The sequence below is a fragment of the Stenotrophomonas sp. STEN013 genome (genome assembly GCF_056760355.1).
This window is the reverse complement of record NZ_JBRREO010000004.1, coordinates 14,676-33,188: the sequence shown is the minus strand read 5'-3', so window position 1 is coordinate 33,188 and position 18,513 is coordinate 14,676. Positions and strand designations below refer to the sequence as shown.

General features: G+C 68.2%; 15 protein-coding genes, 3 pseudogenes and 1 riboswitch. Of the genes and pseudogenes, 13 read left to right on the top strand and 5 right to left on the bottom strand.

The genetic code is table 11. The annotated features are described in order from the left end of the window. The first annotated feature begins 20 nt into the window (after positions 1-20). Entirely contained in the window at positions 21-539 is a 519-nt protein-coding gene (locus tag ACVOMH_RS09940; RefSeq protein WP_057505510.1) for a c-type cytochrome, read from the top strand. A 120-nt stretch (positions 540-659) separates the two neighbouring features. Continuing rightward, positions 660-2,393 (top strand): ExeM/NucH family extracellular endonuclease, encoded by a 1,734-nt coding sequence (locus ACVOMH_RS09935; RefSeq protein ID WP_481551852.1) that lies wholly within the window; start codon positions 660-662, stop codon positions 2,391-2,393. Between the two features lie 85 nt (positions 2,394-2,478). Here ACVOMH_RS09935 and ACVOMH_RS09930 read toward each other — a convergent pair whose 3' ends face one another. Continuing rightward, entirely contained in the window at positions 2,479-3,342 is an 864-nt protein-coding gene (locus tag ACVOMH_RS09930) for an EamA family transporter (RefSeq protein ID WP_481551851.1), read from the bottom strand. A gap of 64 nt (positions 3,343-3,406) precedes the next feature. Here ACVOMH_RS09930 and ACVOMH_RS09925 point away from each other — a divergent pair, with 64 nt between their 5' ends. The 3 genes from ACVOMH_RS09925 to ACVOMH_RS09915 all read left to right on the top strand — a co-directional run bounded on the left by ACVOMH_RS09925 (position 3,407) and on the right by ACVOMH_RS09915 (position 6,824). Beyond that, positions 3,407-4,078 (top strand): alpha/beta hydrolase, encoded by a 672-nt coding sequence (locus ACVOMH_RS09925; RefSeq protein ID WP_481551850.1) that lies wholly within the window; start codon positions 3,407-3,409, stop codon positions 4,076-4,078. A 2-nt stretch (positions 4,079-4,080) separates the two neighbouring features. After that, complete coding sequence (gene zapE / locus ACVOMH_RS09920) at positions 4,081-5,175, top strand: cell division protein ZapE (protein ID WP_481551849.1); 1,095 nt, start codon at positions 4,081-4,083, stop codon at positions 5,173-5,175. A 122-nt stretch (positions 5,176-5,297) separates the two neighbouring features. Further along, positions 5,298-6,824, top strand: coding sequence for a VWA domain-containing protein (locus ACVOMH_RS09915; protein ID WP_481551848.1), 1,527 nt, complete (start codon positions 5,298-5,300; stop codon positions 6,822-6,824). A gap of 13 nt (positions 6,825-6,837) precedes the next feature. Here the strand turns inward: ACVOMH_RS09915 and ACVOMH_RS09910 are convergent, their stop codons facing one another. Continuing rightward, entirely contained in the window at positions 6,838-8,685 is a 1,848-nt protein-coding gene (locus ACVOMH_RS09910; RefSeq protein ID WP_481551847.1) for a Na/Pi cotransporter family protein, read from the bottom strand. A 149-nt stretch (positions 8,686-8,834) separates the two neighbouring features. Next, positions 8,835-9,058: riboswitch (cobalamin riboswitch) on the top strand. A 268-nt stretch (positions 9,059-9,326) separates the two neighbouring features. Between ACVOMH_RS09910 and ACVOMH_RS09905 the strand changes: the two genes are divergently transcribed. The 7 genes from ACVOMH_RS09905 (at position 9,327) to purU (ending at position 16,521) form a co-directional block, all read left to right on the top strand. After that, the gene (locus ACVOMH_RS09905) at positions 9,327-11,636 is read left to right on the top strand and encodes a ribonucleoside-diphosphate reductase subunit alpha (RefSeq protein ID WP_481552027.1); all 2,310 of its coding nucleotides are present in this window, start codon (positions 9,327-9,329) and stop codon (positions 11,634-11,636) included. A 116-nt stretch (positions 11,637-11,752) separates the two neighbouring features. After that, the gene (locus ACVOMH_RS09900) at positions 11,753-12,772 is read left to right on the top strand and encodes a ribonucleotide-diphosphate reductase subunit beta (protein ID WP_054660712.1); all 1,020 of its coding nucleotides are present in this window, start codon (positions 11,753-11,755) and stop codon (positions 12,770-12,772) included. An 85-nt stretch (positions 12,773-12,857) separates the two neighbouring features. Next, positions 12,858-13,256 carry an acyl-CoA thioesterase gene (locus ACVOMH_RS09895; protein ID WP_481522564.1) on the top strand — a complete coding sequence of 133 codons (399 nt, stop codon included), beginning with the start codon at positions 12,858-12,860 and terminating at the stop codon, positions 13,254-13,256. Positions 13,257-13,269: 13 nt separating this feature from the next. Beyond that, on the top strand, positions 13,270-14,127 hold the full coding sequence (locus ACVOMH_RS09890; protein ID WP_481551846.1) for an NAD-dependent protein deacetylase: 858 nt from the start codon (positions 13,270-13,272) through the stop codon (positions 14,125-14,127). Positions 14,128-14,248: 121 nt separating this feature from the next. Next, positions 14,249-15,343, top strand: a complete 1,095-nt coding sequence (locus ACVOMH_RS09885) for an NADH:flavin oxidoreductase/NADH oxidase (protein WP_481551845.1) — start codon at positions 14,249-14,251, stop codon at positions 15,341-15,343. After that, the gene (locus ACVOMH_RS09880) at positions 15,340-15,597 is read left to right on the top strand and encodes a DUF2798 domain-containing protein (protein WP_481551844.1); all 258 of its coding nucleotides are present in this window, start codon (positions 15,340-15,342) and stop codon (positions 15,595-15,597) included. The genes ACVOMH_RS09885 and ACVOMH_RS09880 overlap by 4 nt, the downstream gene beginning before the upstream one ends. A gap of 72 nt (positions 15,598-15,669) precedes the next feature. Beyond that, the gene (purU, locus tag ACVOMH_RS09875) at positions 15,670-16,521 is read left to right on the top strand and encodes a formyltetrahydrofolate deformylase (RefSeq protein WP_481551843.1); all 852 of its coding nucleotides are present in this window, start codon (positions 15,670-15,672) and stop codon (positions 16,519-16,521) included. Between the two features lie 66 nt (positions 16,522-16,587). Here the strand turns inward: purU and ACVOMH_RS09870 are convergent, their stop codons facing one another. Continuing rightward, complete coding sequence (locus tag ACVOMH_RS09870; protein ID WP_481551842.1) at positions 16,588-17,208, bottom strand: nicotinamidase; 621 nt, start codon at positions 17,206-17,208, stop codon at positions 16,588-16,590. Here ACVOMH_RS09870 and ACVOMH_RS09865 point away from each other — a divergent pair. After that, positions 17,156-17,725 (top strand): annotated as a pseudogene (locus tag ACVOMH_RS09865) (MgtC/SapB family protein); the annotation flags it as partial. The gene ACVOMH_RS09870 and the pseudogene ACVOMH_RS09865 overlap by 53 nt on opposite strands. 139 nt (positions 17,726-17,864) lie before the next feature. Here the strand turns inward: ACVOMH_RS09865 and ACVOMH_RS09860 are convergent. Together ACVOMH_RS09860 and ACVOMH_RS09855 are read right to left on the bottom strand one after the other, a co-directional pair. Then, a pseudogene (locus ACVOMH_RS09860) lies at positions 17,865-18,051 on the bottom strand (phage tail protein); the annotation flags it as partial. A gap of 78 nt (positions 18,052-18,129) precedes the next feature. Beyond that, a pseudogene (locus ACVOMH_RS09855) lies at positions 18,130-18,222 on the bottom strand (microcystin-dependent protein); the annotation flags it as partial. Between the last annotated feature and the right edge of the window lie 291 nt (positions 18,223-18,513).

Below are 18,513 nucleotides of genomic sequence, written 5' to 3'. Positions count from 1 at the left end.
CTCGCCCGGGGTGATGAGACGTGCGGAATTACGACCTAGAGTTTCTGAAGCGCTTTTCCATCGTGATCGGTTTTCTGGCCATCGTCACGATCGGTTTGATTGTTTTCGCTTTTTTCCTGCACCGCACGATTCCCGGTGAAGTTTCCCCGCAGGCGACCAAACGCACCGAACAGCGCATCGCGCCGATCGGCGCGGTGTATGCCGGCAGCACCGGCGCCGCGGCGCAGGCCGCCGCCGCGGCGGCGGCCACAGCAGCGGCAATGGCCAGTGGCGCATATGGCGGTACCCTGGATGGCAAGGTCATCTACGACAACCTGTGTACCGCCTGCCACACCAACGGCGTGGGCATGGCGCCAACGCTGGACCACGCGCACTGGGACGCGCGTATCGCCCAGGGCAAGGAAACGCTGTACAAGCACGCCATCGAGGGCTACACCGGCCCGAACGGCGGCATCATGCCGCCCAAGGGCGGCAATGCGGGCCTGAGCGAAGAGCAGATCCATGCGACGGTGGACTGGATGCTCGCCAACCTGAAGTAGCAAGCCGCCATATTCGGCAGCGGGCAACCGGCCGCATTGCTGCAGAATATCCAGCGCCGCCTTTCCAGGGCGGCGCTTCTGTTTTCCGTATCCCTGTTGCGCTTTCCTTTGGAGTCGTCCATGCGCTGTTTTCCTTCGCTACTCGCCCTGGCCCTGGCTGCGGCAGGTGCCGGTCCGGTTTTTGCTGCGTCCCCGGCCAGTGTGTTGCCTGTCGGTACGGTGCAGGGCAGCGGCGGGCGCAGCCCTTATGAAGGCAAGCCGGTGACGGTCGAGGCGATGGTTACCGCCGACATGCGTGACGGCCTGGGCGGAGTGTTTGTGCAGGATGCCGGGGATGGCGATGCGGCGACCTCCGACGCGCTGTTCGTGCGCCTGCCGGACGGCCAGCAGGTCCAGGCCGGGCAGTGGCTTCGCCTTCGTGGCACTGTGCAGGAGCAGGCTGCCGGCAAGGACGGCCCGTCGCTGACCACCCTGCAGGCCGACACGGTAGTGGCGCTGGCCGCGCGTGCGGCGCCGGCGGTCACCCTGATCGACGATGCGCCGGTCAGCTGGGAAGCGCTGGAGGGGATGCAGGTCCGCATCACCGCGCCGTTGACGCTGGCCGGGCAGGACGGCCTGCAGCGTTTCGGCGAACTCACCGCCGCCTTCGGTGGCCGCCTGTTGCAGCCCAGCGAAGTGGCCGCCGCCGGCAGCCCGGAGCAGGCCGTGGTGATCGCCGACAACGCGCGCCGCCGGCTGCGGCTGGACGATGCCAGCAGCCAGCGGGATCCGGGCACGGTGGCCTATCTGCCGCAGGCCCCGCTGCTGCGCACCGGTATGCAGCTGCGGGAAGTGCAGGGTATTGTCGACCAGCGCTTTGATGGCGACTACCGCCTGCAGCTGACCGCACCGCTGACGCTAGATGAGGTGCGGCGTCCACCCCAGGCACCGACCGTGCCGGGCGGTGTGCGCATCGCCGCGTTCAATCTGGAGAACTATTTCAACGGGGACGGCAAGGGCGGTGGCTATCCGACCCTGCGCGGCGCCAAGACCGCCGAACAGCAGGCCGCGCAGCAGGCCAAGCTGGTGGCCACCATCCGTGGTCTGGGTGCCGACGTCGCCGCGCTGATGGAGCTGGAAAATGACGGTTACGGCCCGGGCTCGGCGATCGACCAGCTGGTGCGTGCGCTCAACCAGGGCCAGGGCCGGGACGGTGACTGGACGTTTGTCGATGCCGGGCGCGGCCCGGGCGACAATCCGATCCGCGTCGGCATCATCTACCGCAGCACGAAGGTGCGCCCGCTCGGCAAACCGGCGGTGCTGGAGCGCGAGCCGTTCGGCGAACGCAGCCGGGTGCCGCTGGCCCAGGCTTTCCGCGTCGGTCGCAGCGGCAAACCGTTCGTGGTCGTGGCCAACCACTTCAAGTCCAAGGGCTGCTCCAACGCCAGCGGTGCCGATGCCGACCAGAACGATGGCCAGGGCTGCTGGAACGCCACCCGGGTGGCGTCGGCCAAGTTGCTGCACCAGTGGCTGCAGGGCGATCCGACGCGCAGCGGCAGCCGTGACGCGGTGCTGCTGGGCGACTTCAACGCCTATGCGATGGAAGACCCGATCCGCCAGTTGAAAGCCGATGGCTGGCAGGATGCTTTCACGCTGGCTGGCGTGGAGCGGCCCTACAGCTACGTCTACAACGGCCTGAGCGGGCGGCTGGACCACGCGCTGCTCAGCCCGGGCATGGCGGCGCGGTTGAAGGGCGCTGCCGAATGGCACATCAATGCCGACGAGGCCGATGAGGCCGGCTACCAAGGGCGCAATGTGCCCGGCCCATGGCGCAGTTCCGACCACGACCCGCTGCTGCTGGGCTTCGAGCCGTAAGTCGCAGCAGCTGATCGCACGCCTGCCCGGACGGGGCAGACAACCCGGGCAGGCAGGTCGCGGCCGTTGCCGCACCTGCCTGTTTTCATTGCAGCGTGCCGCGGGCGATCAGCCCGATCGCCACCACCGCCAGCGCCAGACCGGCGCGGTTCCAGCCGCTGGTGCGCTCACCGAAGGCAAGTACACCGACCAGCGTGCCCAGACATACCACGCCGATGTTCATGCCGGCGAAGATCGTCGCCGGGCTGTGCGGCAACGCCTGGTGCGCCCGCACATAGAACAGGATGTTGCCGAAGTTGAGCAGGCCCAGCAGCAGCCCATAGCCGAAGTTGCGGGCGGTGAGCGGCGCCGCGCTGCTGAGGTGGCGGTGCAGTTGCCAGCCCAGCATCAGCACGAAGGCGATGGCGAAGCTGACCAGCAGCGCGGCGGTGGACGGCGTGCCGGCCGCGGCCACCTGCTTGAGCAGGATGTCGATCAGCGCAAAACCGGCCCATACCGCCAGCAGCCAGCGCCAGCTGGCAGGCGTGGCGCTGGTTGTCCCACCATTGCGCGCGCTGACCCCGATGATCGCCAGCAGACCCAGCGCCAGCCCGGCCAGCTTCCAGCTGTTGGCCTGCTCGCCGAACAGCACGAATGCCGCGCCCAGCGAGAGCAGCAGCGACAGCCGCTGGGCGACATCGCTGCGGACGATACCGGCCTCGCGCACCGCCCGTGCCAGCACCAGGAAAATGGCCGGCAGCGCCACCGCCAGCCCCAGCAGCGCCGGCCACGGTGTGTGCGCGCTGTGCAGCGATTGCAGCGAGGGCTGCAGCACCAGCAGCGACAGCCCGCTGGCCGCCAGATAGTTCCAGGTCACCGCCTGGGCGATATCGATGCCGCGGCGCGGCGCCAGTTTCAGTACCACCGAAACCAGCACGCTGCAGATCACACTCAACATCAGGAAAAGCATCGGACGGGGCGACCGTGAAGGGCGTGGCGGTGAAGCCGCCGGGCGGGGCCGGTATTATGGACGCATGCAAACGCCCCCATTTCCCCACGAATCGGCGACGTTGACCCTGGAAGGCCCGGCCGGGCCGCTGGAAGTCGCCGTCGACCTGCCCGATGGCGACGTCACGCCGCGTCCGGTCATCGCCGTCATCTGCCACCCGCTGTCCATCGAAGGCGGCAGCATGCACAACAAGGTGGTGACCATGGCCGCGCGCGCGTTGCGCGAGCTGGGTATCACCACGGTGCGCTTCAATTTCCGCAGCGTCGGCGCCTCGGCCGGGACCTACGACAACGGTGTCGGCGAAACCGATGATCTGCGTGCAGTCGCCCACTGGGTGCGCAACCAGCGTCCGGACAGTGCCTTGTGGCTGGCCGGTTTCAGCTTCGGTGCCTATGTCTCGCTGCTGGCCACTGGTGCGCTGCAGCCGCAGGCCCTGATCTCGATCGCCCCGCCGGTCGGGCGTCGCACCTGGGATTTCAGCCAGGTGCAGCCGCCGGCCCAGTGGCTGGTGGTGCAGGGTGATGCCGACGAGGTGGTCGACGCCCAGGCCGTCTACCAGTGGCTGGAGTCGCTGGACAACCCGCCACAACTGGTGCGCATGCCCGACACCTCGCATTTTTTCCATCGCAAGCTGATCGATCTGCGCGGCGCGATCCAGCATGAAGTGCGGCGCTGGCTGCCCGACGACAGCAACTGAGCATGGACGCCATGACTCCCTCGCAGCGCTACGCCGCCGGCGTGGCCCGCAGCGACTGGCGCGATGACGTGGCCCAGCATGCGGCCCTGGCCGAACTGGACCGCATCCACGAGGCCATTGTCGATTCGGCGCAGGACGGCTGGCTGGACCGCCTGTCCGCCTTCTGGAAGAAGCCCGAGCCGGTCAAGGGCCTGTATTTCTGGGGCGGCGTCGGCCGCGGCAAGACCTTCCTGGTGGACCTGTTCTACGACGGCCTGCCGATCCGGGAAAAGTACCGCACCCACTTCCACCGTTTCATGCGCGGCATCCACGAGCAGCTGCGCGAGCACCAGGGCCAGAGCGATCCGCTGGCCAGGATCGCCCAGCAGTGGCGCAGCCAGCTGCGTGTGCTGGTGCTGGACGAGTTCTTCGTCACCGACATCGGCGATGCGATGCTGCTGGCGCGGCTGCTGGAGCGGCTGTTCGCCGAGGGCGTGACGCTGGTGACCACCTCCAACACGGCGGTGGCCAACCTGTACCTCAACGGGCTGCAGCGCGAGAGCTTCCTGCCAGCCATCGCGCTGCTGGAAAAGCACTGCGTGGAGCTGTACGCCGAAGGGACCGAGGACTACCGGATGCGCGCGCTGACCCGTTCGCCGGTGTACCGCGCGCCGCTGGCGGCCGACAGCGATGCGTGGCTGGACGGACGCTGGAAGGAGCTGTCCGGTGCCGAGGACGCACGCGCCGGCAACATCCAGATCGAAGGCCGCAAGATTCCGGTGCGTGGTCGCGGCAAGAGCATCGTCTGGTTCGATTTCGCCGCGCTGTGCGAGGGCCCGCGCGGGCCCTCGGACTACATCGAGATCGCGCGCGAGTTCAACACCGTGCTGCTGGGCGGCATTCCGCACTTCGATCGCATGAACGAGGATGCCGCGCGACGCTTCGTCAACCTGGTCGACGAGCTGTACGACCGCCAGGTCAACCTGGTCTGCACCGCGCAGGACCCGCCGCCGCTGCTGTATTCGGGCACCCGTCTGGCCGGGGCGTTCGAGCGCACCGCCAGCCGTCTGATCGAAATGCAGAGCGCCGAGTACCTGGGCACCGAACACCGCAACTGACTCCTCTCCCCGAACGCGCGGCCGCGCGTCCGGGGATTGACCCCGTTGCACCTGCCCGTGCGTTTGCTGTCTCCGTCTGCCGCCCCGCGCGGCCAATCCGCCCACAGGCGTACGGAGGTCCCATGAAGCAGGCAACAGGCAGTGCACGGCAGCTGCCGGTGAAGTCGCTGGCGTTTGCGTTGACGTTGCTGGCGGGTCTGCCGGCCACTGCCGGCGAGCCGGTATGGCCGGAACCGGCGGCAACTGCGGAAACCGCACTGCAGGCGCCCGCGCCCAAACGTGAGCGGCAGACGCGCCCGAACTTTCGCGCTCCGGCGGCCACGGTCTGCAGCGACACGCCGCTGCTGCGCGAGGTGGCCGATCCCGGCCCGCGGCGGCCGCCGCAGTTGACCATGACGGGCAGCCGGCGCACCCGCGCGGTGGCCGATGCCGATGCCGATGCCGATGCCGGCGCGGCAATGGAGGCTGTCATGGCGCCGCCACCGTCACCACCGGCGCCGCCAGCGGCACCCTTGCCGGTGATGGCGATGGGCGCGGCAGCGGAGCCGGCCCTGGAGCGGTACCGCAGTGCCGCCCAGCCTGTCCGCGCGCCACGCCGGCAGCCGGCCATGCCGGTCACCGCCGGGGTGGTCGATGACAACGCCGACTTCGGCAGCTTCCAGCAGTTCCTGCAGCGCCATGAACATGCCGCGCCGCTGGGCCGCGATATCCGCGTGCGCCAGCGTCTGCGCGTGGTCGATGGCCAGGGCCGGCCGGTGCCTGATGCCGAAGTGGCGGTCAGCTCGGCCGGTGGCGCGCGGATGTGGGCGCGCACCGATGCCGGTGGCCAGGTCTGGCTGCATCCCAACGCCTTCGATGACCGCGACTCCAGTCAGTACACGGTGACGGTGCGGCGTGGTGGCAAGCAGGTCACCGCGCCGTTGCGGCGTGGCCAGAAGCAGGTGCTGGAGCTGGTGCTGGCCGCTGCACCGGCGCCGGCGCCGGCACGGGCCCGGCTGGATCTGGTGTTCATGGTCGATGCCACCGGTTCGATGGGCGATGAGATCGACAAGCTGCGCGATTCGCTGCAGGGCATCGTGCGCCAGATCGGCATGCTGCCGTCCAGCCCGGACATCTGCCTGGGGCTGGTCACCTACCGCGATCGCGGCGATGAATATTTCGTGCGCAGCTGGGACCTGACCGGCAATGTCGCCGCGTTCCAGCAGGTGCTCGATGGCGTGCGCGCCAACGGTGGCGGCGATTACCCGGAGGCGATGAACGAGGCCTTCGACCATGCGGTGCAGGCACTGGGCTGGCGGGGCCCGGGCACCACCCGGCTGCTGGTGGCGCTGGCCGACGCGCCGCCGCAGATGGGCTACCCGCCGCCCCGCTATGACGCCACCATGCTGGCTGCGCTGGGCAAGGGCATCAAGGTGTTGAGCGTGGCCGCGTCCGGCCAGGACACCCTCGGCGAGATCGTGCAGCGGCAGATCGCCCAGTACACCGGCGGCCGCTTCATCTTCCTCACCTACCAGGACGCCGCCGACCCGGGCAGTGGTCCGGGCAGCCAGACCGTGCACGAGGTGGCCAACTATTCGGTAGACACGCTGGACCAGCTGGTGGTGCGGCTGGTGCGCGAGGAACTGGCGCAGCTGCCGGCCCCGCGCTGATCCGCCCGTCCGCTCAGGGCGCCGGGGCTGTCGCGGCGTCCTCCTCCCGCCCGCGCCAGGCCAGCCCCTGGCGCTGGCCGTCGCACAGCTCCAGCACCTGGTGCAGGTTGCCGACGATGCGCTGGGCATAGCCCAGATCGTTGACCAGCGAGCCGAGCTGGGCGCCGTCGAGCCGGCCCTCACGCACCTCCCGGAACAGCCGCGCGGTGAAGTCGTCCTTGAACGCGGTGAGATGCGCCTGCAAGGTCTGCCGCTGGGCCTGCCAGTGCCCGGCTGTGGCCGGCACTGAAGCCGATTGCCCCAGCCACGCCAGCGCATCGATCAGCTGCCGGCGCAGCTCCAGATAGGCGCTGGCCGCCGCGCTGGCGGTACTCCCCGGCTGCACCGTGGCGCCGGCATAGCGCTTGAGATTGGCCTGCAGCTGGTGGGCGTCCTTGACCGCCTTGACCAGCTGCGAGGCGGCCTCCTGGCCGTCACGCCACCACTGCTGGCGGACCTCGTCCAGCGGCTGTTCGAACCGGCCGGCAAAACGCAGCAGCTCGCCGTACACCGGCTTGATGTGTTCGCGGTACAGCGTCTCGCTGTCCAGGGTCGATTGCTGCAGGCGGCCGCGCAGCACGACGTCGTCGTGGCGCGGTGCCGCCAGTTCGTCCGGCGGGCAGTACAGGGCCTGGCCGATCACCTCCAGGCTGAGCCGGCCCAGATGGCGCAGCTCCTGGCTGAAGGCCTGGGTGGCGGTGTCGGCGCTGCGCAGCGCACTGTCGCTCAGGTACGGCGAGCGGCGCGTGGCCGCCGGCCCCCGTGCGATCTCCGCGACCAGCCCGGCCGGTTGCGGGCGGTCGGGCAGCCAGCGTTCCAGCAGCCGCGCAAAGCCCGCCTGCCATGGCCAGAACAGGGCCACGCCGAGCGCGTTGAACAGGGTGTGGAACAGGGCCAGCTGGATCAGCGCGTTGTCGCCCATGCCGGCCCGGGCGGTGAACCACAGCACCGCCGACTGCAGCAGCGGCAGGGCCAGCAGCGCCACCAGCGCGGTGCTGACGTTGAACAGCACATGCGCCAGCGCCAGCCGCTGCCCGGCGCGGTTGCCGCCCAGGAACCCCATCACCGCGGTGGACACACTGCTGCCGACATTGGAGCCGATGGCGATGGCCAGGCTCTGCGCCGGTTCCAGCTGGCCTTGCGACAGCGCCGCCAGGGTCAGCATCAGCGTGGCATGCGAGGACTGCACGATCACCGTCAGCCCCAGTCCCACCGCCACGAACAGCAACGTGCCGGCCCAGCCATCGGCGGCATAACGGCCCAGCTCGATGGTGGTCATCGCCGAGAAACCGTTCTTGATCTGGTCGATGGCCAGGAAGATGAAGGCGATGCCGACCAGCAGCTGCCCGGCCGCCATGCCGCGCGGACCGGTGTAGCGGGCCAGCACGCCGAACACCAGCAGCGGCAGTGCCAACGGCGACAGGCTCAGGTTCTGTCCGGCCAGCGCCAGCAGCCAGATGCCGCTGGTGGCACCGAGATTGGCGCCCAGCAGCACCGCGATCGCGCCGCCGAGCTGGATCAGCCCGGTGCCGAGGAAGGCGATGGTCAGCAGCGACACCAGCGTGCTCGATTGCAGCAGCAAGGTGGCGCCGCCGCCGAACAGCAGGCCCTTGAACGGGGTGGCGGTGCTGCGCGCGAGCAGGCGCTCCATGCCGCCGCCGGCCAGCGCCTTGAGCCCCTGTTCCAGACACTGCATGCCGAACAGGAACAGTGCCAGCCCCGCGCACAGCTGCAGCCAGCCGCCGCTGTAGTGGAACGAGGCGCCCAGCAGCAACACCAGCACCGCCACAGCGATCCATCTGAACGTCTGTTTCAAGGCCACGGCCCGCAGGAAGGGCCGGGGATTGAACCAGCTTTGAGAAAAATATGCTGCCGTCCGGCGATGCCCCGCAACCGTGGCGGGACAAGCTTGCGGCCGGGTTGTGCACAGGGTTGTTCACAATATCTAGTGTTGCGGCTGTCACTTTTGCCCAGTATCTTGTGCGCGTCGGTTCCGCCGGGCAGCAACCCGGTGGACTAAGAGGGAAGCTGGTGACGCCTGTCCGGGCCATTCCAGCACTGCCCCGCAGCGGTAATTGGGAACGACCCCGCCACACAGCACTGAGGCCGTCCGGCCTTGGGAAGCGGCGGAGAAGGAGGAGGCCTGCGCCTCCGCGCCCATGAGTCCGAAGACCTGCCGACAGCCGCGCGAAGCACACCGCGCGGTGCCGGCCGCGCGAATCTCCGGGGGGAGATGGTCGGTGCATCACGAGCCGTGACGTGGACCTGGCCGGTCCGCGCGTCGCGGTCCGTGCGACACCGCGTCCCCATGCTCTGGAACCGCCGGCCCCGCACCTGTCGAGGGACGGGAGCTGCGTGCATCACGCATGGAGAAACGCCGTGACCATTTCCGAAACGCCCGCCGCCGTCGCCCCCGCCACGGCGGACGAATTCCTGCTGACCCCGCCGCCGACCGCCACCGCGATGAGCGTGACCAAGCGCAACGGTGTGGTCGAGCCGGTGGACCTGAACAAGATCGTGCGCGCGATCCAGCGCTGCTGCGAGGGCCTGCACGCGGTCGATCCGATGCGTGTGGCCACCCGCACCATCTCCGGCCTGTACAACGGCGCCACCACCCAGGAGCTGGACGAGCTGTCGATCCGCACCGCCGCACTGCTGATCGGCGAGGAGCCCGAGTACGGCCGCCTGGCCGCGCGCCTGCTGGCCAGCTTCATCGCCAAGGAAGTCTCCGGGCAGGAGATCCACGCGTTCTCGCAGTCCATCGCCCGCGGCCACGAGGTCGGCCTGATCAACGAACGGCTGCTGGGCTTCGTGCAGATCAACGCGCGCAAGCTCAACGATGCGGTCAACCCCGAGTACGACCTGAACTTCGACTACTTCGGCCTGCGCACGCTGTATGACCGCTACCTGCTGCGCCATCCGCACACGCGCAAGGTGATCGAGACCCCGCAGCAGTTCTTCCTGCGCATCGCCAGCGCGTTGAGCGAAGACGTACCCGAGGCGCTGGCGCTGTACCAGCGCATGGGCAGCCTGGATTACCTGCCGTCCAGCCCGACCCTGTTCAATTCCGGCACCGTGCACGAGCAGCTGTCCTCGTGCTTCCTGCTGGATTCGCCGCGCGATTCGCTCGAGTCGATCTACGCCAGATACGGCGATATCGCGCAGCTGTCCAAGTTCAGTGGCGGCATCGGCGTGAGCTACTCGCGGGTGCGCTCGCGCGGCTCGCTGATCCGCTCCACCAACGGCCATTCCAACGGCATCGTGCCGTGGCTGAAGACGCTCGATTCCTCTGTGGCGGCGGTCAACCAGGGCGGCAAGCGCAAGGGCGCGGCCTGCGTCTATCTGGAAACCTGGCACGCCGACATCGAGGATTTCCTCGAGCTGCGCGACAACGCCGGTGACGAGTCGCGCCGCACCCACAACCTCAACCTGGCCAACTGGGTGCCGGACCTGTTCATGGCCCGCGTGGAAGCCGACCAGGAATGGTCGCTGTTCGATCCGAGCGTGGTACCGGAGCTGACCGACCTGTACGGCGAGGCGTTCGAGCGCGCCTATCTGCAGGCCGAAACGCAGGGCAAGGCGGCCAAGCGCATTTCCGCGCGCAAGCTGTACGGCCGGATGATGCGCACCCTGGCCGAGACCGGCAACGGCTGGATGACGTTCAAGGACAAGTGCAACAAGGCCAGCAACCAGACCCTGCGCCCGGGCAATGTGATCCACCTGTCCAACCTGTGCACCGAGATCCTGGAGATCACCTCCGACGAGGAGACCGCGGTGTGCAACCTGGGTTCGATCAACCTAGGCAACCACTTCGACGCGCACGGTGACTTCGATTTCGAAAAGCTGGCCGAAACCGTCCGCCTGGCCGTGCGCCAGCTCGACCGCGTGATCGACCTGAATTTCTATCCGATCGAAACCGCCCGCCGCGGCAACCTGCGCTGGCGCCCGGTGGGCCTGGGCTGCATGGGTCTGCAGGATGTGTTCTTCCGCAAGCGGCTGCCGTTCGATTCGGAGCAGGCCCGGGCGCTGTCCCGGCAGATCGCCGAGACGATCTACTTCCACGCGCTGGAAACCTCCTGCGAGCTGGCCATCGAGCGCGGCCGCCATCCCTCGTTCAGCGACACCCGCGCGGCCAGTGGCGCGCTGCAGTTCGACGCCTGGAACATCGCCCCGGTGGATGTCGCGCGCTGGGACGCATTGCGGGCGCGCATCCAGCAGCACGGCCTGCGCAATTCGCTGCTGATCGCCATCGCCCCGACCGCGACCATCGCCTCGATCGCCGGCTGCTACGAATGCGTGGAGCCGCAGGTGTCCAACCTGTTCAAGCGCGAAACGCTGTCCGGCGACTTCCTGCAGGTCAACCGCTATCTGGTGGACGAGCTCAAGCAGCTGGGCCTGTGGACGGCGGAAATGCGCGATGCGATCAAGCTGGCCGATGGCTCGATCCAGAACCTGGCGCAGATCCCCGAGCCGCTGCGACAGGTGTACCGCACCGCGTGGGAACTGCCGATGCGCGCGCTGATCGACATGGCCGCCGACCGTGGCGCCTTCATCGACCAGTCCGCCTCGCTCAACCTGTTCATGGAAAGCCCGAACATCGGTGCGATGTCGTCCATGTACATGTACGCGTGGAAGCAGGGCATCAAGACCACCTACTACCTGCGCTCGCGACCGGCCACCCGGATCGCCAAGACCACGGTCAGCAGCTATGCGCCGGCCGAAGCGGTGGCCTGTTCGCTGGAGAACCCGGAAAGCTGCGAGGCCTGCCAGTAAGGCGGCTCGCACCGCCGCCCGCGACCGGGCGGCGGCCACGCGGCTGACGGCCGCGCCGGCGTGCACGTTTCCCCTGCTTCCACCGCAAAGCGGCAAAAAATAGAGAGAAGGTTTCCATGTCCGACACCACCCGCCAGATGCTGCTAGACCCCGGTTTCGAGCTGACCCTGCGCCCGATGCGCTACCCGCACTTCTACGAGATGTACCGCAACGCGATCAAGAACTCGTGGACGGTGGAGGAGATCAACTTCCAGATCGACATCAGCGACCTGCACGGCAAGATGTCGCCGGCCGACCGCCACCTGATCCACCGCCTGGTCGCATTCTTCGCCACCGGCGATTCGATCGTCTCCAACAACCTGGTGCTGAACCTGTACCAGCACCTCAACGCGCCAGAGGCGCGCATGTACCTGTCGCGCCAGCTGTACGAGGAGGCGCTGCACGTGCAGTTCTACCTGACCCTGCTGGACAACTACCTGCCCGATCCGGACGAGCGCGCCAAGGCGTTCGCGGCGGTGGAGAACATCCCGGCGATCAAGACCAAGGCCGATTTCTGCTTCAAGTGGATCGACTCGATCCAGGATCTCAAGCGCATCGAAACCCGCGCCCAGCGTCGCCAGTTCCTGCTCAACCAGATCTGCTTTGCCGCCTGCATCGAAGGCCTGTTCTTCTTTGCCGCGTTCGCCTACGTGTACTACTTCCGCTCGCGCGGGCTGCTGCCGGGGCTGGCCTCGGGCACCAACTGGGTGTTCCGCGATGAAAGCGCGCACATGGAGTTCGCCTTCGAATGCGTGCGCACCGTGCGCGAGGAGGAGCCGGACCTGTTCGACGAGGAAATGAAGCAGCAGGTCTACACGATGCTGGCCGAGGCGATCGAGTGCGAGGTGCAGTTCGCCGAAGACGTGCTCTCCGGCGGTGTGGCCGGCATCTCCACCCGTGACATGCGCCAGTACCTGCAGCATTGCGCCGACAACCACTTCCTCAAGCTGGGCATGGAGAAGAAGTACAACGTGCGCAACCCGCTGCCGTTCATGGAACTGCAGGACGTGCAGGAGCTGACCAACTTCTTCGAGCGCCGCGCCTCGGCCTACCAGGTCGGGGTGCAGGGCGAGGTCAGCTTCGACATGGCGTTCTGAGCCGTCACATCGCCTGTTTTAAAATCGGGTTCTCCCCCGATGCCCGCGGCACTGCCGCCGCGGGCCAGTACGTTGCAGGATCGCCATGACACCGATTGCCGACACCAACCCGCCCACCGAGATCCGCATGGCGGAAATCGTGTTTCCCAACCACACCAACCACATGGGCACGCTGTTCGGTGGCCAGGCGCTGGCGTGGATGGACAAGGCCGCGTTCCTGGCCGCCGCGCGCTATTCGCGCCACACGGTGGTGACCGCGCGTTCGGACCAGGTCGATTTCAAGCTGCCGATCCGGGTCGGGCAGATGGTGGAAACCATCGGCCGGGTGGTGCGGGTCGGGCGCAGCTCGATGACCGTGGAGGTGGAGCTGGTCACCGAGGACCTGCACAGCGGCGAACGCAAGCTGTGCACCAAGGGCACCTTCGTGATGATCGCGCTGGGCGATGACGGCCACCCGACCGCGGTGCCGGCGCTGCCGCGCTGACCGGACCGGACACGTGGACGGCGCATCGGCAGCTCCGGCCGGAATCCCGGCCACCTCACCGGCCCCCGGGCTGGCGGCGTTCATCGCCCGGCACCGGCGCCTGCTGGTGCTGACCGGTGCCGGTTGCAGCACCGATTCGGGCATTCCGGACTACCGCGATGCCGACGGGCAGTGGAAGCGCACGCCGCCGGTGGACTACCGCGCGTTCATGGCCGAGCCGGCCACGCGCCAGCGCTACTGGGCGCGCAGCCTGCTGGGCTGGCCGCGTATCGGTCTGGCCCGGCCCAACGCCACCCATCACGCACTGGCGGCGCTGGAGGCCGAGGGCCGGGTCGAGCTGCTGCTGACCCAGAATGTGGACGGCCTGCACCAGCGTGCCGGCAGCCGGACGGTGATCGATCTGCACGGGCGCCTGGACGCGGTGTGCTGCATGGGCTGCCAGGCGCGCTCCACACGCGAACACCTGCAGCAGCGCCTGCGCCAGGCCAATCCCGGCTGGGAGGTGCGCCAGGCCGGTACCGCGCCGGATGGCGATGCCGATCTGGACACGGATTTCTCCGGTTTCCAGGTGCCGGCCTGCGAGCGCTGCGGCGGCATTCTCAAGCCGGATGTGGTGTTCTTCGGCGAGAACGTGCCGCGCACGCGGGTGGAGGCGGTGCACGCGCACCTGCGCCAGGCCGATGCGGTGCTGGTGGTCGGGTCCTCGCTGATGGTCTATTCGGGCTTCCGTTTCGTGCAGGCCGCGGCCCGCGCCGGACTGCCGGTGGCCGCGATCAACCTGGGGCGCACCCGTGCCGATGACCTGCTCGAACTCAAGATCCATGCGCCCTGCGCGCAGGCGCTGGCGTTTCTGTTGCCGGGCGGGCGCTGAGGCTGGCGCCCGCCAGCGGGCTGAACACGGAATTTGCGAAACAGTGATCCATCCCGGTGGTTGTGCGCGGCCGCGCACAGGAGTGCAATAGCGCTCATTTTCTCCTGCCCGTGAGTCTGTTTTGAGCCAGCTGTTCTCGCCGATCACCTTCGGCCCGTTGTCGTTGTCCAACCGCATCGTCATCGCCCCGATGTGCCAGTACGCCAGTACCGACGGGCTGGCCAACGACTGGCACCGCATGCATCTGGGCCAGCTGGCGCAGTCCGGCGCCGGCCTGCTGATCCTGGAAGCCACCGCGGTGCTGCCGGAAGGACGCATCAGCTGGGCCGACCTGGGCCTGTGGGATGACGCCACCGAAGCGGCGCTGGCGGCAGTGCTGGCCTCGGTGCGGCAGTGGTCGCCGATGCCGATCGGGATACAGCTGGCCCATGCCGGGCGTAAGGCTTCCACGGCGCGACCGTGGGACGGTGGTGCGGCGCTGTCGCCGGACGATCCCCATGGCTGGCAGACGCAGGCCCCGTCGGCCTGTGGCTATCTGGACAGCGATCCGCTCCCGCAGGCGCTCGATGAGGCCGGCATCGAGGCGGTGGTCGCCGCGTTTGTCGCCGCGGCGCGCCGCGCCGAGCGGATCGGCCTGGACCTGATCGAGATCCACGCCGCGCACGGCTACCTGCTGCACCAGTTCCTGTCGCCGCTGAGCAACCAGCGCGAGGACGAATACGGCGGCTCGCTGGAGAACCGCCTGCGCCTGCTGGTGCGGGTGTTCGATGCGGTGCGTGAAGCGGTCTCGGATAAGATCAGTGTGGGGGTGCGGATCTCGGCCACCGACTGGGTCGCCGGCGGCTGGGATCTGCCGCAGAGCATTGCATTGGCGCAGGTGCTTGATGCCCGGGGCTGCCAGTTCCTGCATGTCTCCAGCGGCGGTCTGGACCGGCGGCAGCAGATTCCGGTGGCCCCGGGCTACCAGGTGCCGTTCGCCGCGGCGATCAAGGCCGTGGTGACCATGCCGGTGATCGCGGTGGGGCTGATCACCGAGCCAAAGCAGGCCGAGGCCATCCTCAAGGACCGCCAGGCCGACGCGATCGCACTGGCCCGCGGCATCCTCTACGACCCGCGTTGGCCGTGGCACGCCGCCGCCGCCCTGGGCGACAAGGTCGTCCCGGCGCCACAGTACCTGCGCTGTGAGCCGGCCGGTGCCCGCGGGGTGTTCGGGTGAGGCCACCGGCCCGGCGTGACTGGCGGCTGCCGCCACGGGCGATGCCCTGGGTGTTCGCCTTCTACATGGCCGCGATCATGGCCTTGCTGATGTGCACGGTGATCACCGCCAGCAACACCGGGCTGGATCGCGGGCTGCCGGCGCGCATCCTGCACGCCTACGCGCTGGCGATGCCGGTGGCGTTCGGCTGCGTGCTACTGGTGCGTCCGCTGGTTGCCCGGCTGGTGCGCTGGAGCGTGCGCGGTCCCGGCTGAGCGCGGGGGCGCTTGGTTGCAGTTGTCAGCATTGCGTGCGGCCGCACGCCGCTGACTTAGACTCCAGCGGCTATGCGCCCCGATTACATTCTCACCCTGTCCTGCCCGGACCGTACCGGCATCGTCTACCGCGTCTCCGGCCTGCTGTTCGAGGCCGGCTGCAACATCCTAGATGCCCAGCAATTCGGTGACGAGGAAAGCGGCCGCTTCTTCCTGCGCGTGCATTTCGACATGAGGTCGGTGGCGGATGCGCCGGCCGTGCGTGAGCGTCTGCAGGCGCTGGGCGAAGAGTTCGCAATGCAGTGGGAGCTCCACGATGCACGCCGCCGGGCGCGCCTGCTGGTGCTGGTCAGCAAACAGGGCCATTGCCTGAACGATCTGCTGTTCCGTACCCACAGCCGCCAGCTGAAGGTGGACATCGCCGCGGTGGCCTCCAACCACACCGATTTTGCCGCGTTGTCCGGTTCCTACGGGGTGCCATTCCATCATCTGCCGGTGGACGCGCACAACCGCGATGAGCAGGAGCAGCAGTTGCTGGACCTGGTCGAACGCGAGCGGATCGACCTGGTGGTGCTGGCGCGTTACATGCAGATCCTGTCACCGCGGCTGTGCCAGGCGCTGGCCGGGCGCGCGATCAACATCCACCACAGCTTCCTGCCCAGCTTCAAGGGCGCGCAGCCGTATCACCAGGCGCATGCGCGCGGGGTCAAGATCATCGGTGCCACCGCGCACTATGTGACTTCCGATCTGGATGAAGGTCCGATCATCGAGCAGGACGTGGCGCGGGTGGATCATGCGATGACGCCGCGCGATCTGGTGCAGCTGGGCAGCGATACCGAATCGCAGGTGCTGGCCCGCGCGGTGCGGCGCCATGTCGAACACCGCATCCTGCTCAACGGCCATCGCACCGTCGTGTTCCGCTGAGATGTGCGGCCCGATGTCGTGATCGGGGGGGAGCGGTGCCGGAGCGGACCGCTGCCGGCCGCCGCTTCAGAGCAGGTCGATCCCGGCCGCTTCCAGCGCGATACGGGTGGCGGCATCGTTTTCGCTCGACACCGGCCGGCTCAACTCCCATCGCAAGCGCACACGGAAGCCGCTGATCGCCGCGTCCTGCGCGCTCCACAGCACGCAGTAGTCGCGGGCCAGTCCGCACACATGCACCTCGGCGATGCCGCGCTCGTGCAACCAGCCGGCCAGACCGGTCGCCGGCCGGTCGCCGTGCGGGCCGATGTTCTCGCGGAACGCGCTATAGGAATCCACCTCGCGCTGCGTGCCCTTGCGCAGGATCAGGTCGGCATGACGCCAGTCCACCCGCGCGTCCAGCGCCGCGCCGGCGGAGCCTTGCACGCAGTGGTCCGGCCACAGCGTCTGCGGCTGGCCATGCAGCAGGATCTGCTCGAACGGTTTGCGTCCGCCGTGCTGGCTGGCGAAGGACAGGTGATCGGCCGGATGCCAGTCCTGGGTGGCGACGACGGTGGCATAGCACCGCGAGGCCAGAAGCTGGGCGATCGCCGGGACGATCGCATCGCCCTGCTGGCAGGGCAGCGCGCCACCGGGCATGAAGTCCGGCTGCAGATCCACCACCAGCAGCGCAACGTCTTTTGCGTACATCGACTGTTTCCTGATATGGGCTGGCGCACAGTCTAGCGGTGGTGCGCATTGCCGGTCCGGCCAGCGGGCGGCTGTGCCGCGCGCTCCACAACGGGAGTGCAGCATGATCCAGTGGTGGGAAATCGGCCTGCGGCTGTTGCTGGCGGCGCTGCTGGGCGGGTTGATCGGCATCAACCGCAGGCGTCTGGAATGGGCGGCGGGGCTGCGCACGCACATGCTGGTCTGTGTCGGTTCGGCGCTGGCCATCACCGTGTCGGCCTTCGGTTTCGCCGATGTGCTGGAGCGGCCGAATGTGGTGCTCGATCCCTCCCGTATCGCCGCGCAGGTGATCAGCGGTGTGGGCTTTCTCGGTGCCGGCACCATCCTGTTCCTGCAGCGATAGTAGGTGATCCGCGGCCTGGCCAAGGCGGCCTGTCTGTGGGCGGTGGCGTCGGTGGGCCTGGCCGCCGGTGCCGGACTGTATGTCGCCGCGACGCTGGCGACCGCGCTGCTGTGGGCGATCCTGGCATTGCTCAAGCCGCTGGAACAACCCTACCTGCACCGTCACGCGCACAGTGGCTGGCTGCGTCTGCGCGGTGCCCTAGGCACGCCACTGCCACGTGTCGAGAATGTCGCCCGCGATGCTGCGGGCCTGGCGGTCAGGCGCATCCCCTGTGCCCGCGCATGTCGGGAACGGCAAACGTGCTCTGGCCGTCACCCGCCCTAGGTGGTGCCGATCAGTGTGTACAGCGCATCGTACAGGGAGATTGGCAGCAGGCTGCCGTCGCAGGCCTGCCAGCTGTTGGGGGCAGCGCGAGTGCCGAAGCCGAGCATGCGGATCTCGCCGATGTACGGAGTACTCATTGGGGTCTTGCTCCGGAAGTGGGTTGGACGTGTGCGCGACCAGACGGTACGCGATTGCGTTGTCCTTGGAACTCGACGTCATTCGCGAGACGGGAAGATGCCGCTCAGCGCGATGCAGAAGTTGATGGTCGTGTAGGGCTGAATGTTCGAATGCGGCTGGTTGCCGCCGGCGCCGATGAAGAATTCGCTCATCGTGATCCTTCCCCTCAGGTGGTGGGCGCCGCACGTCATGTGCCGCGCCGCTGCACTCTTAAGCGCCGCCGGTCGCCCCACAAGTCCCGATGGGGCGTATGGGCTGCCCACTATCATGGGGTCTTGCTCTGGTTGTGCGATGCTGTTCTCATATTGGGCTACCCGGCTTGCATGCCGGGCCAGCCGGGCGGTCGGGGACAGGGCCGTGTTCGGGTGGAAAGCACGACGTGCGCATCGAATGGTCGGCACGACCGTTCGTCGTTGGGTAAT

What these genes read in the sequence shown, in the direction of transcription:
- ACVOMH_RS09935 (WP_481551852.1), top strand. Translation starts at nt 660, where the DNA reads ATGCGCTGTTTTCCTTCGCTACTCGCCCTGGCCCTGGCTGCGGCAGGT.
- ACVOMH_RS09930 (WP_481551851.1), bottom strand. Translation starts at nt 3,342, where the DNA reads ATGCTTTTCCTGATGTTGAGTGTGATCTGCAGCGTGCTGGTTTCGGTG.
- ACVOMH_RS09925 (WP_481551850.1), top strand. Translation starts at nt 3,407, where the DNA reads ATGCAAACGCCCCCATTTCCCCACGAATCGGCGACGTTGACCCTGGAA.
- zapE (WP_481551849.1), top strand. Translation starts at nt 4,081, where the DNA reads ATGGACGCCATGACTCCCTCGCAGCGCTACGCCGCCGGCGTGGCCCGC.
- ACVOMH_RS09915 (WP_481551848.1), top strand. Translation starts at nt 5,298, where the DNA reads ATGAAGCAGGCAACAGGCAGTGCACGGCAGCTGCCGGTGAAGTCGCTG.
- ACVOMH_RS09905 (WP_481552027.1), top strand. Translation starts at nt 9,327, where the DNA reads ATGAGCGTGACCAAGCGCAACGGTGTGGTCGAGCCGGTGGACCTGAAC.
- ACVOMH_RS09900 (WP_054660712.1), top strand. Translation starts at nt 11,753, where the DNA reads ATGTCCGACACCACCCGCCAGATGCTGCTAGACCCCGGTTTCGAGCTG.
- ACVOMH_RS09895 (WP_481522564.1), top strand. Translation starts at nt 12,858, where the DNA reads ATGACACCGATTGCCGACACCAACCCGCCCACCGAGATCCGCATGGCG.
- purU (WP_481551843.1), top strand. Translation starts at nt 15,670, where the DNA reads ATGCGCCCCGATTACATTCTCACCCTGTCCTGCCCGGACCGTACCGGC.
- ACVOMH_RS09870 (WP_481551842.1), bottom strand. Translation starts at nt 17,208, where the DNA reads ATGTACGCAAAAGACGTTGCGCTGCTGGTGGTGGATCTGCAGCCGGAC.